Genomic DNA, 17,427 nt, shown 5'->3' on the forward strand with positions numbered 1-17,427 from the left:
TCATGCTGAAACACTCGACAGTTCCCCTGATGCGCGCCTGGAATAGCTGGTCAGACAGACCCGCAGAAATGGTGTTCCTGCCGCTCGGCGTGCGCATCACGCCCGTTCTCTATTCCACGCGCAGCCGCACAACATCCATCATCGAGCCGCGGCGTGACCCCGTGCGCCTGGGCCGCCACGCGCTCGATGGGTCGTTGATCGAGCTGGAAACCGACCACAGCGGCACGACCGTCGCGTTCAGGACCGATAAGGCCGATCCTTTCGCGGTTCGCGGCAGCTGGGAGGGCAAGGCTGCGGGTGAATGGGGCCTGCGCTTCTGGTTGACGCTGGCAGTCTCGGCCGATAGCGGCGAAATGGTCACTTACGAGGCAGTCCGCGGCATTACCCTCGTCAAGATCGGCACGCGCTTCGTGGCAGTCGCCACTGCGGAGGCGCCGGTGCATGTGACGGGCCATGACACAGTAGAGGCGCTCAGGGCCGATTTTGAGGCGAACGGTTATTTCTACACCGCGAGCCGGAAGAACGTTGCGCCTGTCATCGGCCTGCGCTTCAATCTGGAAATGATGCGCCAGGGCGCCTATGCCGCCGCAGTGGCCGACAGTGCGGAGCTTGCCATCGCAAAGGCCGAGGCTTGCCTCGCCGCCGGAAAGGCGGCCGCCGCTTCAAGCGCCCATGACGGCAACTATGAAGGATCGCTCGATGCGATCCGCGATGTGGTTGCCTGGAACACGATCTGGGACGAGACCAATGCGCGGCCCTACACGGCCGTGACACGCATCTGGAATCTCGGAAAATTTGCAGTCTGGTACAACGACCAGCTGTTTGCGGCACTGCTCGCCGGCGTCTTCGATGCCGATCTGGCGCGCGAGAACATGGCGACGGCAATGGCGAGCGCCACGCCCCAGGGCAACATCGCCTGCATCGTCACCTCGAACGATGCCTGGGTGGATCGCAGTCAGCATCCGAACGGCGCGCTCGTCGCCTGGCAGCTCTACCAGCGCACCGGCGAACGCTCGCTGCTGGCCGCAAGCTACGACGCGCTGGCCCGCAATCAACGCTGGTGGCGCGAGCATCGCGATCCCGATACGTTCGGGCTGCTGTCCTGCGGCACATCCGATGTCGGCGAAGGTCTCTATAAGGGCACGCATTTTGCCGCGCGCAACGAGACCGGCATGGACAATTCCTCCACCCATGACGAGGCCATCTACGATCCCGTCACCCGCACCCTGTCGACATTCGATCTGGGGCTGAATTGCGCCGCGGTGCTCGATGCCGAAATGCTGGCGAAAATGGCCGTGGTTCTCGGCAATGATGACGATGCCCGTGAATTCGGAGAGATTGCCGAGCGGTGCCGGAAGCTGATCTCGGAGCATCTGTGGGACGAGAGCAGAGGCATATTCGCCAACCGCCAGCGCCACGGCGGCTTCGTCCGCTCACTTTCGCCCACTAGCTTCTATCCCCTCCTGTGCGGCGCGGCCAGCCCGGAGCAGGCCGAGCGGCTGCTTGGGCACCTCAATGACGAGAGCACCTTTGGCGGCGACTACGTCCTGCCGAATGCGACGCGCGACGACCCGGCGTTTACCGACAACGTATACTGGCGCGGCCGCATCTGGCCGAACGTCAACTACATGGTCTGGCTCGGCCTGCGCCGCTACGGTTTTGCGGCCGAGGCAAGCAAGCTCGCGCGTCAGAGCTATGAACTCTTCATGAAGAACTGGAGCAAGAACCGTATCGCGTCGGAAAACTACAATGCTGTGACCGGCGAGGCGATGGACCAGGGCGATACAGATCCCTTCTATATCTGGGCAGGCTTGCTGCCACTGATGGCCGTCGGTGAGATTGTCGACTTCGATCCGTGGACCGGCTGGACACTGCACAACACGCGTGCCGATCTTTCGATCGGGCCGATGCTGTCTCCTTCCGGCATGATGTCGCTATCTGTTGCCGGCGGCCTGCTGGAGATGACGCTGGACGGACGCCTGTCGCTCACGACCGATCTCCAGACCACCCTGTCGCAGATCGCCTTCAGCAACGCACGTTTTGCCTGCACGATCGGACCGGTGGATGGCGCCGGTTTCATCAGCCTGCCGCACGTCGCTACCGGCAGCATCGTGGCGGCGCGGCTAGGTGGCGAGGAGCTCGCTTTCGAGGCGGTTGCGGACGACGTCCGCGTCGAAATTTCGCCATGCGCCCTAGGCCGGAAATTGAATCTCTTTTTTTTGACAGCGCGGGCGTCAATGGCAGTTGATGGAACTTGACATGTGACAAATACGCATATTACTTTGCATACAAAGTAAAAAGACTGCCGAAAGAGCAAGAGGGTTGAACGGAAGTCTGCGCATCGGGGCGCTATGCTCGTGATGGAGACATCCTACTGACTGTGGCTGATTGATTGCGTTATTTTGGTGCTGTTGCGAACGGCGCTGCGACGACGCTTGCCTTCAGAGACGCATGCCCAGGTTGTTCGCCTCTCCTTTATTAGTTTGTATACAAATCATATGGCGCGTTTTGTGAAACGCGAATTGCCTTTGATTTTTATATCGCTTGGGTCGTCGGCTTCGGCCGTGGACACTGAAAACAGAGAATTTTCATGAGGGGTTACACAATGACTGAAATCACAAGACGCAACGCGCTGAAGCTAATGTCCGGCGCAATGATTGCCGGTGCAACATTCTCGGGCCTGCCGAGCCGTGCCTTTTCGGCCGGCAAGATCACGGTTCTAAACTGGCAGGGCTACGGCACCGACGAAGCTTGGTCGATCAAGGCCTTCGCCGAAAAGACCGGCATCGAAGTCGTCCACGACTACTACAGTTCGGAATCGGAAATGCTGACCAAGCTGCGCACCAATCCGGGCGCCTACGACATGGTCATCCTGAACGCCGCCCGCTGCGCGCAGGCAACGGCGGAAGATCTGCTGCAGCCGATCGATTTCAGCAAGGTTCCGAACGCCGCCACGATCGATCCCAACCTCCGCTCAAACGTCAACTTCCTGAAGGACGGCAAGGGCTATGCGGTTCCGTGGGTCTGGGGCATGACCTCGCTGGCGATCCGTGACGGCATGCCTGTTCCGGACAGCTACAAGGTCTTGGCTGATCCGGCCTACAAGGGCCGCGTTGCCATGGACGACGACGCGATCATCTGCGTTGCCGCCGGCGCGCTGATGACCGGCCAGGACATTAACAATCCCAAGGATCTAGGCGCCGTCCGCGATGCGCTGAAGTCCATCAAGCCGAACGTAAAGCTGCTTTGGTCGACGGAAGACCAGTGGAACAAGTCGTTCGCAGCCAAGGAATTCGACCTCTCGCTGTTCTGGTCGGGTGGCTCCGTGCGCTCAAAGCGCAATTCGAAGCTGCCTGTAGATTTCGTCGTTCCCAAGGAAGGCGGCATCGGCTGGGTGGACGGTCTCGGCATTCCGGCATCCGCGCCGAATGCGGAAGGCGCATTGGCCTTCGCAAACTGGCTGATCGACCCGACCTTCCACCTTGAATGGGCGACCAAGGTCGGCGCGCCGGCATCGTCCAACTCGGCAGCACTGGCCGCTCTTCCGGCCGACGACCTGAGCCGCCAGGTTCACAAGCCGGAATACCTCAAGACCATGGGCATCATGTCGGCTCTCCCGGATGATCGCCGCGAAGCATTCAACAACCTGTGGCAGGAAGTGAAAGCCTTCTATGCGGAATGAGACCGGTACACTGACGTCGGAGCGCAGACCCTCGGGTCTGCGCTCAAGACGCGCCCTTCCATCCTGGGTTTCGACGACGGCCCTGCTGATGCCGACCTATGGCTGGCTGACCCTCGCTGTTTTCCTGCCGTTGCTGACCATGCTGGTCTTCAGCTTCATGTCGGCCACTCCGATGGGCAAGGCGCCAATCGTCTTCACCCTGAAACAGTACCGGGCCTTCATCGACCAGCCCTATCTGGTCGGCATTGCTGTCACGTCGCTGCTGATCGGCTTCTGGACGACGCTTTCCTGCGCCGTGATCGGTTTTCTGGCGGCTGTCGCGCTCACCCGCTCCACCTTCGGCAAGACGCGCGAAATGCTGCTGATCCTCATCCTCCTGCCGTTCTGGACCAACGGTTTGGTTCGCGTCTTTTCCTGGACGATGGTGCTGCGCGAGAACGGCTTCCTCGACACGCTGTTCCACATCGTCTTTCCCGAGGCCGGCTCGATCGGCTTTCTCTACAGTCGTTACGCGATCGTCGTCGGCCTGGTACATGGCTACCTGCCCTACATGATCCTCACCTGCTACATCGCGCTGGTGACTATCGATGAGGCGATCATCGAGGCTGCCTCCAGTCTCGGTGCGCGCTGGTGGACCATTCTCTTCAAGATCCTCGTGCCTATGGCAGCACCCGGCCTTGTCTCGGGCGCCGTGCTGACCTTCATTCCGGTGATCGGGTCCTTCATGGAACCTCGCATTCTCGGTGGCCGCGTCGGCGTGACGATGGGCACGGTCATCGAGGACCAGTTTACGCAGGCCTTCAACTGGCCGCTTGGCGCCGCGTTGTCTTTCACGCTGCTTGCCGTCGTGCTGGCTATCTTTGCAACGTTCTCGGGCGTCCTGCGCCGCGGCACCACAGCCTAGGGAGGAGACACCGAATGAAATCGCTTGGCCGTTTCTATCTGATCGCCATCCTTGTCTTCCTCTACACTCCGATCCTCGTGATGATGGCCATGGGCTTCAACGCCTCGCCGCTCTACGAACTGCCCTTCACCTTCTCCACCCGCTGGTATGAGGCGCTCTGGAACAACAGCATCCTGCTGACCGCAGGCATGAACAGTATCATCATCGCCGTCATCACCGCTATTTTGGCGACCACGCTCGGCACGATGGCATCGGTTGCCCTATCGCGCAGCACGTTCCGCGGCAAAAGCTTCCTGCAGATCATGCTGCTGCCGCCGATCGCCATTCCGTGGCTGATCACCGGCACGGCCATGCTCATCTTCTTCTACTGGACCGGTATCGGTCGCGGCATGCATGCGATCATCATCGGCCATGTCGCCCTTGCCATCCCCTATGTGGTGCTGGTGGTCGGAACGGGCTTCCGGACGATCCGGGCCGACCTCGAGGAGGCCGCCATGAGCCTGGGCTCCACGCCCGTCCATGCCTTCTTCTCGGTGACCCTGCCGCTGCTCTATCCCAGCATCCTGGGGGCTGCCCTGTTCGCCTTCGCGGTCTCGCTCGACCAGTTCGTGATCTCTTATTTCCTCGCAACACCCGGCTTCACAACATTGCCGGTTCAGATTTACTCCTCGATCCGCAAGGGCTTCACCCCTGAAATCAATGCGATCTCGACTGTTCTTCTTCTCGGTTCGATGACCGTGATCCTGATTTTTGCGCGCTTCGCCAAGCCCGGAGACACAAGTGACAAACGTTAACGTCCATTCCGTTGCCAAGACCTACGGCACAACGCCTGTTCTCGCCGATATCACCACCGAATTCCCGGAGGGCTCGTTCACCAGCCTTCTCGGACCGTCCGGCTCCGGCAAGACGACGCTCCTGCGCATCATCGCCGGCTTCATCAAGCCCGACCAGGGGGTCGTGACCATCGGCAGCAAGGATGTCACAAACGTGCCCGTCTGGGGACGCAACATTGGCATGATGTTTCAGTCCTACGCGCTGTTTCCGCACATGACGATCGCCCAAAACGTGGCTTTCGGTCTCGAGCGCCGCGGCATCAAGGGTGCGGTGGCGCGCAAAGAAGTCAATCGCGCCCTCGACATGGTGCGCCTGCCCGGTTTTGCCAACCGCATGCCGAAGCAGCTCTCCGGCGGCCAGCAGCAGCGTGTTGCGCTGGCACGCGCCATTGTCATCAAGCCGAGCGTGCTGCTGCTCGACGAGCCGCTGTCAGCGCTCGACCGCAGGCTTCGCCAGGAGATGCAGGTCGAACTGCTGCGCATCCAGCGCGAGAGCGGGCTTACGACAATTTTCGTCACCCACGACCAAGAGGAAGCCCTGACCCTGTCCGACAAGGTCGCCATCCTCGACAAGGGCCGCATCATCCAGATCGGCGCGCCCGACGCTGTCTACGAAAAGCCGCTGACGCGCTTTGCCGCGGAGTTCCTGGGCGATTCCAACTTCCTCACCGGAACCGTCGAGGACGGCGGAGTTAAGCTCCCGGATGGCACAATTGTGCGCAGCGCCAGCCCCCTGCCGGCCAACGGCACCAAGGCGACGCTGGCAGTCCGCCCCGAGAAGATGTTCATTGCCGCCGGCAATGGCGAAGGCAACAACCTGACGGCACGCATCACGACGGTGATCTATGCCGGAGCGGTGCTTTCCTATCTGCTGGAAACAGCCGATGGCATCCCTCTCAAGCTCTTCGTGCAAAACAGGGACGGCACCTTGCTCAGCGAAGGCGATACGGTGACACTGAACTGGTCGCCGGAACACACCGTCAGCGTACTGGATTGATGATGACGGGCGCGCCGCTGTCCGGCAACGTGTCGCTTTTCATCATCGACATGCAACGGCTCTTTGCCGAAGAGACGGCCTGGTTCACGCCTGGCCTCGCCGCCATCGTGCCGAATGTGTCGAAGCTTGCCGAAGCGCAGCCGGACAGGACGGTATTCGCCCGGTTCGTCGTGCCCCAACAGCCGGCGGATGCGAGGGGACAATGGCAGAGCTACTACGAGCGTTGGAAGGCAGTGACGCTGGACGAACTCGATCCGGCAATGCTGGACCTCGTCGCGCCGCTGGCGTCGCTGGCACGGCCGGGTTCGATCGTCGACAAGAAGACCTATTCTGTCTTCGAGACTCCGGGCTTCGTGGAGCGCCTGGATGCACAGGGTATAGATACGATCGTCTTCACCGGTGTCGAGACGGATGTGTGCGTCTATGCCAGCGCGCTCGATGCCGTGGACCTCGGATACAAGGTGATCCTTGCCAGCGATGCCCTAGCCAGCGGCGACATGGTCGCCCATGAAATGGTGCTGACGCGGCTGGCGCCGAGGTTCTCGGAGCAGATTGAAATTTTGACGACGGACGCCATTCTGGATTGGTGGTCCGCATGACGGCTTTTCATGGGTCGCCGACTTTCGGCAGCCATGAGCCAGGTTGAGAGAGAAGATGGACATTCCACTCAAGGGCAACGCCCGGGAATCGGACGGTACAGCAGCGCCAGCGGCGAAACGCGACCAGGCGCAGTATACGCTGGGCGAGCAGATCGGCTTCTTCCTGCGCCAGGCCAACCAGCGCCACGTGTCGATTTTCGCCAACCTGATCGCCGAGAAGCTGACGACCACCCAGTGGGCGGCGCTCGTCAAGCTCAAGGACCTGCAACCTTGCTCGCAGGGCAATCTCGGCCGCGAGACGGCGATGGACATGGCGACCATCAAGGGCGTCGTCGACCGACTCGTGAAGCGCGGCCTGGTGCATACGGCGCCTGACGCGGCGGATGCGCGGCGTCTCGTGCTGACGCTGACCGAAGAAGGCCGGGCTATGGTCGAGCGCAATCTTTCCATCGCGCTGGAGATCTCGCAGCAGACCCTTGGCCCGCTGACGGCCGCAGAACGCATGATGCTGATGGAACTGCTCCAGAAGATCTGTTGACGGGACTCGCGCGGTCCTTCCCTCCAGCATGCCGACAAAGGAAAATCCGCCATGTCTCCCGCTGACGAAAAGGAAATCCGCTCGCTGGTCGCGGCGATGACGCCGGCAGAGAAGGTCGAGCTCGTCAGCGGCTGCGGCCTCTGGAGGACAGCTGCAATCGACAGGCTGGGGATAAAATCCATCCTGATGACCGATGGAACCTATGGCGTTCGCTACTCGACGACACAGATCGATGCCGGCGACGACGCGGAGAATGGCCTTGCCGCATTTCTGGATGTGGTGAACCAGCAAGCCGACGACACAGCCGGCATGTTCGGCACGACACGCCCTGCGACCTGTTTTCCCAACGGAAACCTTGTCGGCTGCTCCTGGGACCTCGACCTGCTCTACCGGATGGGCGAGGCACTGGCGCGCGAATGCCGAAGCCTCGGCATCCATCTCCTCCTCGGCCCCGGCATCAACACGCGGCGCACGCCGCTTGCCGGACGGGCTTATGAATATTACTCGGAAGATCCGGTGATCAATGGCGAGCTTGCCGCCGCCCTGATTTCCGGCTTGCAGGACAATGGCATCGGCGCATCGCTGAAGCACTTCGCCTGCAATAATTCCGAGATCGAGCGGACGACGACCAGTTCCGACGTGGACGAGCGAGCCTTGCGGGAAATCTATCTCGCGGGTTTCGAACGGGCGATCGCAAAAAGCGCCCCGTGGACGGTCATGAGCGCCTATAACCCGGTCAATGGCGTCCAGGCCGCGGAGAACCCCTGGCTTTTGCAGCACGTGCTGCGCGACGAATGGGGCTATGATGGCCTCGTCTTGTCCGACTGGCACGCCATCAAGGACCGGCCCGCATCTCTGGTAGCCGGCAGCGACCTCGACATGCCGGAAAGCAAGCCCCGCAAGGCCCGCCTTCTCGCCGCCATCGAGGCTGGAAAAGTCGACGAATCCAGACTCGACGAGGCCTGCGCGCGGGTTATCGGCCTCGCCCATCATTGCCAAGCTGGCGCACAGCCGGCTGTGCCGGCGGACCTCGATCTCCACCATGCCCTCGCCCGCCAGATCGCCGCAGAATCCATCGTGCTGCTGCGCAACGAGCATCAGACCCTACCACTCGATGCGACCGCTTCCGGCGATATACTGGTCGTCGGGGACGGCGCCCTACTTCCGACGATCCAGGGATCGGGCTCCGCGACGACCAACCCATTTCGGGTCGACAGCCCGTTCACGCAAATCGCCGCGCGTGCTTCCCCTGATCTGACGGTGCGTCACGTTGCCTTTCCGGGGGCGGAGGACGCGACGCTGGGGTTTGCAACGCAGGCCGTCCTCGCGGCCGCCTCTTCGGCCCAGGTGGTCATCGTCTTTGCCGAGAACGAGAAGGCCCGCAATGGAGAGGGCAACGATCGCGACAGCCTCAGACTGGCCGCCGGCCATGACCAACTCATCCGCGCCCTCGCCGATGCCCGACGGAAGGTCATCGTCGTTCTCACCATGCCGGATGCGGTCGAGATGCCGTGGCTCGATCGCGTCGATGCCATTCTTGCCTGCTTCTACCCCGGACAGGGCGGCGGCGAGGCCGTTTCGCGGGTGCTGTTCGGCGAACAAAATCCGTGCGGGAAACTGACGACGACAATGCCTGCGCGCCTGGAGGATATCCCCGGCTGGCACACCTACCCCGGCGAAAATAGTCGGCATCTCTACAGCGAAGGAACATTCGTCGGCTACCGCTTCTATGACCTCAAGGCCATGCCGCCGCTTTTCCCGTTCGGCCATGGCATGAGCTACACCCAATTTTCCTACGAGGAGATGGTGCTGGACAGACAGGACATCGGTCCCTCGATGACTTGTACGGCCAGCATCACCATCCGCAATTCGGGATCAGTTGTCGGCAAGGAGATCGTCCAGCTATACGTCCGCCCCGTAAAGCCGGGCCTCAGGCGGCCCATCCGGGAACTCAAGGCATTTGCAAAGATCGCGCTCCACCCCGGCGAGGTCACCGTTGTGGCCCTGCCGCTCGCCCCGCGCGATTTCCAGTATTTCGATGTTTCCCGCGGCACTTGGGTGCTCGAAGCGGAGGCCTTTGTGATCGAAGCAGCCGCGTCCTCCCGCGACATCCGCCTGGAATGCCGCCTTGGCTGCGTCTCCGAGACCTTTCCCCCGGTGCCGCTATCGACGCTATCGCCACCGTCGCTTGTCTTTGCAAACGCAAAAGCCTCCCCGGCGCTGACGGCACTGCTGATGGCAAAACTCGATATGTCCGAGCCAAATGCCACTGCGCTCCTGAACAAGCTCGACGGATCGTTCCTCGGCTTCTATGACACGTTGAGTTGGTACATCGGCGACGAAATCGCCGAAGCAGATATCGAGGCACTCTTCACGGCGTTGAATGAGGGCGAACTGGAGGTGCCCAAAACCGGCGTTTAATGAGGCGGCTATGCGAGCAGGCATGTTGTCCCAACAGCGGCCCTTCTCGAGGTGGTCAGCGGAAGTACTCTGACATGGCCATTACGATGTGCCTAATCGTCAACCCGCGATCTTATGGCAACACGCTTTGGCGAGACTGTGGAGGTCATTATTCCGCCGCCCAAGACGGCAGTTCAAAGCTCCTAATCAGCGTTAGAACCATTGATACGCGATCGCCACATCACCGAAATCGAGACCGGAGGCCGGATGGCCTGGCAGTAATCCACTGGCTGTAGAGCCTTAATCAGACGGGCACGTCTAGACCCAACCGATGATGGCTGGACGCCTGAAGATATCAACGCCATGCGCCGGGACAATCTGCCATTTCGCTGCCATCCGTTCGAGTTGGCCTGTGCTGATCTCGAAATAGAACATCGGCTGACCAAACCTCGACATCCATGGACCAACGGCCAAGTCGAGCGGATGAACCGTACCATCAAGGATGAAACGCTTCCACTACGACAACCACGATCAGCTACGTCATCATCTCATGGACTTCATCGATGCCTACAACTTTGGCCGACGACTAAAGGCCCTTCGAGGCCTTACGCCATACGAATTCATCTGCAAAATCTGGACAACCGAGCCGCGGAGGTTCACGATTAATCCAATCCATCAAACCTACCTAAAGAAGCAAGATGTCCCTTAAGCCAGGATGCAATCGCGGCCTACCACCCCTTGTGAAGCAATTCTGCAGATGCGAAATTTCGCTAGATTTCTGCCTCATTGATTGAAACAGACGGTAATGAAGTGCAGTTCTGTTGACACCAGCCGTTCTGAAGTCGAAAAGAATCTCACCCGCTCATGGAGATAGCAATGACTGACGAAACCGAAACAGGCGCGCAGATTGATGTTGTAGCACCGGATGCTCCGCCAGAAGCGCCTAAATCTAAAAAACAGCGCGCGCCTCGTCGTTCTAAGGCCGAAATTGAAGCCGCTACAGCTGCAAAGACACCGAAGGTCCGCCAGATGCGGATTGGCAAGGCTGAAGGCGGACCAGTGCGCGGGACAACTACCGTATCCGCTGCGACGACGAAGACAGAGGCCAAGGGTCCAGCAAATCCCAAGCCTGTCAGGCAGCCGGCAACACCGCCAGCACCTCTCACCGCTAGTGATGACATGGCTGATCTTCTTCAGCTTGAGGAAGACAACAAGAAACTTCGTCACGCCTTGGCCGAAAAGTTGCGCGCTGAAAATGCTGATCTGCGCAAGCGCCTCGGCGTTTGATCTCGCTTCAACTTTGCTCGCTGTTCGCGCAATCTATCTCCGTAACCATCAAATATCTTAGCTTTTAAAATATCTTGGCTCGATTTCGAGCCGGGACGGAGCTGTCAGAATTGTCACATCTGCGGCTCAGAAAGAAGTCCTATGAAACCACCTTGGAAATATCTAGCGCAGCTGCTGTCTCGGCAAAAATCCTCCGAGACAGCAAACGAAGCAGGCGCGCCTGACAGCGCTCAAAAGCTTGTCGAAATAGAACTGCGGCCAACTGCGACTATCCTGCTCTCGTCCCAGGAGGCAATCTCTGGAACCGTGCAAGTGAACGAGGGCAAGCATGAAGACCTAGCACCGGCGCTGGCGGCGATTGAGAACGAAATCGTTCCTGAGACGCCCGATCTGAAATTGGACTACCCCGAAACAGCTAAGGCCGAGGTGACTAAGGAGAAAGCGCAGTCCAACTCCGATCTGTTAGAAGAGCGGCTAGAGGTAGAGGCTGCTGCACAGTCGCCGAAGCTTCGGCAGGCGAGGTTGAAGTCCGCAACGAAAGTCCGCGTCGGCTCGCCAGATGAAATTCCTGGTGCCATCGCGGACTTGCCCATTAATGCCGCATCTTCGACCGCGGACCCTTTTTTTGAGACCCCGACAAGCCTGGATGAAGACATCAAACACCTCAAGGATCTGCTGGCGCAAAAGCTACGTATTCAAAATGCCCAGCTCAGAGAAATGCTCAAGCGCTTCGAACGCTCCTGAGTACGTAGACCACAGTCAGAGAAAAATATGAGAACACAGCAGCGCAGTTTCGTCGTCGAAATCAAATCGGCACGCCGGCGACTAAAAACACAGCCGAAATCCATCTGGGGCAACACCGATTTCGCGGCTCTGGTGAGAGATACCGAGGCAACCCTGCCGTTTCTGCACAACGCCAACTCGGAAACCCCGATCAGTTGTGAGAACCTGCCAACCGACCTGGAAAAGCAGATCGAAGTCGCCGATGTCAGCAAGGTCGGTGGAGAAACGCACAGTCTGTTGCCGGCAATCGATTCCGACCAGATTGAGCGAAATCATCAAGATGCGGTTCCAAATAATAGTCAGGTCGTGAAGGTGCCGGCCAGTGAGCCGACACGCCAGACAGTAAAGGCGCTTAAGCGTCGTTACACACGTCGGAGGTCTGTTGCCAAGGATGCAATCGCAGCGCCTTCTGTCGCGATGGCGGTCGACGTAGTCGAGACCCACTCCGATGACTTGGCATTGCTTTCTGCCGAAAACCTCCGCCTGAAGCGGCTCCTCGCGGAACAACTGAGGCACCAGAATGCACAGCTTAGGCAGATGTTGGAACGTTTTGGGATCGCCTCACGGGCAAATTGAGACCGTGTCGCAGTGCAGTCTTGTTTGGCGCATTAGGGAAATGGTCTTCAAGCACCCGCCGCTGTGACAGCGATCGAGCCATTGCTCTCGCCGGCTCGGGAGGTAGTAGATACAGACGGTAGCGACCCACGATTCTGCCTACGCTTATCCATCAAAGCAGGTTTCAAGGATGATGAATGCCGTATTTCCTGGTCTCCTACACCGCGCTAGTCGAGGCGGATGATGAAGCAACCGCTGCCCAAAAAGTTTATGGAGAAATTTGCGATAACGAAAACATAACCTTCACTGTTACGGCCGATGAGAGCGTCAGGACGAAAATCACGATCCCCACGCGCACGAGTCTAACTCGATGCCTAGCCGCCTTCTAAGAAGCCGCTAAAGGCCGGTAAGCCGGGGCTGGCCAAGGCAGTAGTCGCGTGGGATCCTGATTAACTATCAACAAGGATCCGGTAGCATTTCAAAACGCGTTTGCGTCCTTGATGGACCGCCTGTTCTCATCGAGTTGCAAGCGACGCGGACTGACTTGGCGACGGGGAGATCGCCCTTCCGCGGTTTTCGACGCGCGAAATGGTCGATGTCGAGCACGCCATGGCCTGCCGGGCGGAGGTCTTGAAACATGCACGGAGCCATGGCGTCGACCGACATCATGTCGATCGTGCAATAGACAAGCAGGATATGGCGATCCGCACAAGTCTCATCGGCAACACGGCCGGCAAGATCGAGTGGGCCAAGATGGATCGGTAGATCGCGACCGGCGCCTGGAGACGGCGCATCTTTCCGATGAGCAGCGCGAGGCCTCGGTTGCCTTTGCCACTCATCGCACAGTGGACGGTCTGGCTACCTATCGGGACAACGGCAAGGTTTCGTTCAGCGAGACGCGCGAGGCGGCACGCGCCGAGATCGTTCGCGACTATCTTGCCGATCGGGAGCAGCGGCCGGACGGCAGCCGTGTGGCGATGGCGCATCGGCGTGTCGATGTTCGCGCCATCAACGATGCAATCCGAAGCGAGCTGCAGGCGCGCGGCGCGCTTGCCAAGGTTCGCGACAGTGGCGATCTTATGGAACGAGAGCGTTCCGCCCAGGAGCAGGAGCGGCCGAAGGCCTTCACCTATCAGACCAATGATGGCCGCCGCGATTTTGCCGAGGGAGACCGGCTGGTCTTCCTGGAGAACGATCGCGATCTCGGCGTGAAGAATGGCATGCTGGGGACAGTAAAGGCCGTCGAGCCCGACGCACTACATGTGGAGCTCGACGGCAGTGTACTGTCGCCAGGGGATGGAGTTGGCCTGGTAAGGATAGACACAAATTCCTACCAAAGTTTTGATCATGGCTATGCGACGACGATCCACAAGAACCAGGGTGCGACAGTGGACAGGGCGTTCGTCATGGCGTCCGCGACAATGGACCGGCATCTGACCTATGTCGCCATGACCCGCCATCGCGACGGGGTGCAGCTTTATGGGAGCCAGGACGAGTTCAATCGCAATGGAGGTCGCCTGGTCGCGCATGGCGTTGCGCCGTTCGAACACAAGGCCGGTAACCGCGACAGCTATTTCGTGACGCTGGAAAACGATCGAGGCGAGAAGCACACGACCTGGGGCGTCGATCTCGGTCGGGCAATGGCTGAGGCGAAGCCGGAGATCGGAGACAGGATCGGGCTTGAGCATCGCGGATCGCAGACAGTGCACCTTCCAAACGGCACGACGGCCGAGCGCAATTCCTGGAAAGTCGCTGGCGCTGGCGAACTTGCCTATCGACAGATGGAAAGCCGGCTCAGCCGCTCCGGCGCCAAGGAAACCACGCTCGACTATACCAGGGACTTTGCCGAGCGCCGTGGCGTCGCGCAGCATTTTGGCATCAGAAGCGAGATTGATCTTGCTCCTGCCCCAAAGCTTGTCCAAGAACTGGTCTCCCGTGCGGACCATCCGGCACGGGAGGTTCAGGACCGGTCGGCACTGCGTGCCTCTGATGAGGTGCGACCCCCAATGCAGGCCGGTCCTGAACGCGATCCCGCTCGGGCTGTTTCCGACCACCAGCAGGCTCCGCGTCGCAGCGCATTTGCTGGCTTGAAGCTCGGGCACAGGGGAGCGTCGCAACCCCAGCCATTGCAAGATCGTCCCAAAACGGCGGAGGAGCGCCCTCCGCAGGCGGCGAGCTCGAAGCGCAGCATCTTTGCCGGCTTGAAGCTGAATGCTGCCGCCAGGGAGCGTGAGCCGCTGGACAGGCCAGATATTCCACGATCGCCTGAGGCATGGCGGCGGCCGTCGCAGTTCGAGCAGGCGGTCGACCGGTATGCCCGCGCCTTCACCGCTGCAGCGAGGATGCAGGATCAGGGATTGCCCATTCTTGCGAGCCAGAAATTGGGACTGCATGAAGCCGGCCGGCAGATGGAGCGGGCGCAGCCTGGATCACCGGCACTCATGGCCTCAGCCGCCCGATATGATCCGGATATCTTGAAAGCTATGCGAGCATATACCGGCCGCGAGCGCGTCAGTCATTTGATCGCTGGCATGGAGAAGGAAAAGGCTTTGCAGGCCGATCCAAACGTTCGGGCCGACCGGCTGATCAATCGCTGGCAGGAACTACAGACGGAGCGCCAGGGCCTTCGCGGCTGGACCTATGATGAGGCCCGCGGCAAGGTTGAGGGGCAAATGCGCCAGGTATCTGCTCAGATCGAAAAGGATCCACAGGTGGAGGCTATCGTGCGCAGCCGCGCCCAGGAGCTCGGCATCGGCAATATCCGCCAGGAACAGACTATCGCCCGCGAGATGGACCGACAGATTTCCCGCGGGCGTAGCCAAGGGCTTGAACGATAGGAGTGCCTATGACTGACAGCACCGACGATCAGGAGCGGGGGATGCCCTCCGAAATCGATGAGGCGACCGAAGCCTTCGAGGCCTTGCGCCGGACCGTGGAGAAGCTCGCCCGCGATCTCGGTGGCGAAATGGTGGTCATTCGCAAGGGCGTGGAGGCCGCCTTCGAACGGTTCGGGACGTTCCAGCAGCCGACCGACCACAGCGTAGATATCGGCCAGATCGCCGAGAGCCTGATGCTGATCGGCAAGCACCTGATGGTGATCCAAAAGTCTCCGGCCCTGAAGAACAGCCCCGAACATTATGCCCGGTTGATCGAAATCGCCGCTGATCGCATTTCGGCCAACGCCGTTCGGACGCTGGAGAACCGGGAGCGTGGTCTACAGCGGGTAGAGGCCGATATCAGAGAGGTCGTCAGCGGTGTCCGCGACCGGCAGACCCAGGATCGCTGGCTGCTCGGCGCCCTGGCCGTCGGCATCGTCATGGGCGGAGTGTCCCTGACCCTTGGGCCGCGCCTGCTACCGGGATCGATCGACAAGGCGATTGCCGCCACGGTCATGAATGCCGATCGCTGGGATGCGGGGATCGCCCTGATGCAGTCGGCGAGCCCCGAGGGATGGCGTGGTATTGCCGATGCCAGTGCTCTCGTGCGTGCCAATCAGCAGGCGCTCACGACCTGCGCTGAAGCGGCCGCAAAGGCCAAAAGCGAGCAGCGTTGCGTAATCACAGTTGCCGTGCCAGCTTCCGACAAGTAACCAACATTCGTTCAGCCACCAGATTTTACAGGCCACACAATGACAAGATCGGAACTCGTCCAAATCGTCGCGGCGTGCAATCCCCACCTCTACCACAGAGACGTCGAGCGGATCGTCGACATCATTCTCGAGGGAATTACCGAGGCCCTGGAAAAGGGCAACCGGGTCGAGCTTCGTGGGTTCGGGAGCTTCTCCGTGCGACACCGCCCGCCGAGATCCGGGCACAACCCGAGAAACGGGGAAACCGTCTTTGTCGATGACAAATGGGTGCCATTTTTTAAGGCCGGAAAGGAAATACAAGAGCACTTGAATTCCGGGAATTCGTAAGCCGGGAACGTATCGCGAAGCGAACCGAAGGTCTTATTGCAAGCTATGTGGCGTGCCCAAAAGATCGGCATTAGGCTCCCCTAGGCAGCCGAGCGGTACGTTAAATCGCGTCAAGCGCCCAGGTTTTATCGGCTTGGTAGGCGATGCACCGTTCAGATCCATTCGAGGGTCTCGGCACCAGACCGGGGGATGAAGGCCTGAACTGGATGACAGCCCAAACGATGCCAGCTTCATCGACAATCTCAAACTGCTGACCGCCAACAGGTTTTCCAGACGCGCTACAATCCGCAACGATCTCCTTTACGGATCGTTGCGCGTCGTCGATAGCCGCTTCAAGATCCTTAACTATACTTCCTTCCAAATCCTGGAAGAAGATTAGCCCGTTCCGAACGTGGAAGAAATATCGTTTCATCTTGAGTATGTACCGCCGGGGGATCATAAATCAATAGTTGCATGTTGCGATGATGCAATCAACCTAGATAGCAAGGTTGGATAAGCCCCTCAATTCGCTGGGGACTGAAGGTCTGGGTGGTTGCGCCATTAACAAGAGTTGGACACGATCAAGGCTCGTTAATTGAGAGATACATAATGCGTTTCCATGCGCCCGCCATTTCACGAGCCCGCCTTGAGCAGTTGCTTTCTCTCAACGCTCATTCCAAGCCGATTTCGCCTGGAGTCGACCTGAGAAGCCCCGAGCCAGAACAAACAAGCCTAAACGTTTCCCATCCAACGGAAAAAACCTCGCGCTAAGAGTGAGACGTTTTCCAAGCAATATCATGGAGTTGGCGCGTAAGGGTGATTTATGGAACTTTTGGATTGGTAATGTTGATCGGGCCGCAAAAGTTTACTCATCAGTTGGCGAACCTCGGTTGCGCTGTGTAGATCCTCTGACCCTACTGCACTCATCGCAGAAGGCTAAGTAGGTGGCCGAGA

At 59.6% G+C, this 17,427-nt stretch carries 15 protein-coding genes and 2 pseudogenes; 16 read left to right on the forward strand and 1 reads right to left on the reverse strand.

The window, feature by feature from the left end; translation table 11 throughout:
- Positions 1–2: 2 nt before the first annotated feature.
- From J5278_RS18545 to J5278_RS18615, 16 genes and pseudogenes are all read left to right on the forward strand, one after another.
- Complete coding sequence (locus J5278_RS18545; protein WP_142831795.1) at positions 3–2,258, forward strand: trehalase family glycosidase; 2,256 nt, start codon at positions 3–5, stop codon at positions 2,256–2,258.
- Positions 2,259–2,605: 347 nt separating this feature from the next.
- Positions 2,606–3,682: a PotD/PotF family extracellular solute-binding protein gene (locus tag J5278_RS18550; protein WP_209185958.1), complete on the forward strand. Its 1,077-nt coding sequence runs from the start codon at positions 2,606–2,608 to the stop codon at positions 3,680–3,682.
- A complete protein-coding gene (locus tag J5278_RS18555) occupies positions 3,672–4,586 on the forward strand; it encodes an ABC transporter permease (RefSeq protein ID WP_142831793.1) in 915 nt (304 codons plus the stop codon). The genes J5278_RS18550 and J5278_RS18555 overlap by 11 nt, the downstream gene beginning before the upstream one ends.
- Before the next feature lie 14 nt (positions 4,587–4,600).
- Positions 4,601–5,380: an ABC transporter permease gene (locus J5278_RS18560; protein ID WP_142831792.1), complete on the forward strand. Its 780-nt coding sequence runs from the start codon at positions 4,601–4,603 to the stop codon at positions 5,378–5,380.
- Positions 5,367–6,416, forward strand: a complete 1,050-nt coding sequence (locus tag J5278_RS18565; protein ID WP_142831791.1) for an ABC transporter ATP-binding protein — start codon at positions 5,367–5,369, stop codon at positions 6,414–6,416. Before J5278_RS18560 ends, J5278_RS18565 begins: the two co-directional genes overlap by 14 nt.
- The gene (locus J5278_RS18570; RefSeq protein WP_142831790.1) at positions 6,416–7,015 is read left to right on the forward strand and encodes a cysteine hydrolase family protein; all 600 of its coding nucleotides are present in this window, start codon (positions 6,416–6,418) and stop codon (positions 7,013–7,015) included. Before J5278_RS18565 ends, J5278_RS18570 begins: the two co-directional genes overlap by 1 nt.
- A 55-nt stretch (positions 7,016–7,070) precedes the next feature.
- A complete protein-coding gene (locus J5278_RS18575; RefSeq protein ID WP_142831789.1) occupies positions 7,071–7,553 on the forward strand; it encodes a MarR family winged helix-turn-helix transcriptional regulator in 483 nt (160 codons plus the stop codon).
- Between the two features lie 51 nt (positions 7,554–7,604).
- A complete protein-coding gene (locus J5278_RS18580; protein ID WP_142831788.1) occupies positions 7,605–9,974 on the forward strand; it encodes a glycoside hydrolase family 3 C-terminal domain-containing protein in 2,370 nt (789 codons plus the stop codon).
- A gap of 396 nt (positions 9,975–10,370) precedes the next feature.
- A pseudogene (locus J5278_RS18585) lies at positions 10,371–10,662 on the forward strand (integrase core domain-containing protein); the annotation flags it as partial.
- A gap of 167 nt (positions 10,663–10,829) precedes the next feature.
- Positions 10,830–11,240, forward strand: a complete 411-nt coding sequence (locus J5278_RS18590) for a SyrB-like regulator (RefSeq protein ID WP_142831787.1) — start codon at positions 10,830–10,832, stop codon at positions 11,238–11,240.
- A gap of 141 nt (positions 11,241–11,381) precedes the next feature.
- Positions 11,382–11,984 (forward strand): hypothetical protein, encoded by a 603-nt coding sequence (locus J5278_RS18595; protein WP_142831786.1) that lies wholly within the window; start codon positions 11,382–11,384, stop codon positions 11,982–11,984.
- A gap of 27 nt (positions 11,985–12,011) precedes the next feature.
- Positions 12,012–12,599 carry a hypothetical protein gene (locus J5278_RS18600; protein ID WP_142831785.1) on the forward strand — a complete coding sequence of 196 codons (588 nt, stop codon included), beginning with the start codon at positions 12,012–12,014 and terminating at the stop codon, positions 12,597–12,599.
- A gap of 609 nt (positions 12,600–13,208) precedes the next feature.
- Positions 13,209–13,343 carry a hypothetical protein gene (locus J5278_RS30990; protein ID WP_257623450.1) on the forward strand — a complete coding sequence of 45 codons (135 nt, stop codon included), beginning with the start codon at positions 13,209–13,211 and terminating at the stop codon, positions 13,341–13,343.
- A 35-nt stretch (positions 13,344–13,378) separates the two neighbouring features.
- A pseudogene (locus J5278_RS18605) lies at positions 13,379–15,415 on the forward strand (Ti-type conjugative transfer relaxase TraA); the annotation flags it as partial.
- A gap of 8 nt (positions 15,416–15,423) precedes the next feature.
- Positions 15,424–16,167 (forward strand): DUF6118 family protein, encoded by a 744-nt coding sequence (locus J5278_RS18610; RefSeq protein ID WP_209185955.1) that lies wholly within the window; start codon positions 15,424–15,426, stop codon positions 16,165–16,167.
- Positions 16,168–16,206: 39 nt separating this feature from the next.
- Complete coding sequence (locus tag J5278_RS18615; protein ID WP_209185954.1) at positions 16,207–16,494, forward strand: integration host factor subunit beta; 288 nt, start codon at positions 16,207–16,209, stop codon at positions 16,492–16,494.
- A gap of 100 nt (positions 16,495–16,594) precedes the next feature.
- Here the strand turns inward: J5278_RS18615 and J5278_RS31615 are convergent, their stop codons facing one another.
- On the reverse strand, positions 16,595–16,933 hold the full coding sequence (locus J5278_RS31615) for a hypothetical protein (RefSeq protein ID WP_374109201.1): 339 nt from the start codon (positions 16,931–16,933) through the stop codon (positions 16,595–16,597).
- Positions 16,934–17,427: the final 494 nt, after the last annotated feature.

The sequence above is a fragment of the Rhizobium sp. B21/90 genome, from assembly GCF_019355815.1.
Lineage (GTDB): Bacteria > Pseudomonadota > Alphaproteobacteria > Rhizobiales > Rhizobiaceae > Rhizobium > Rhizobium rhododendri.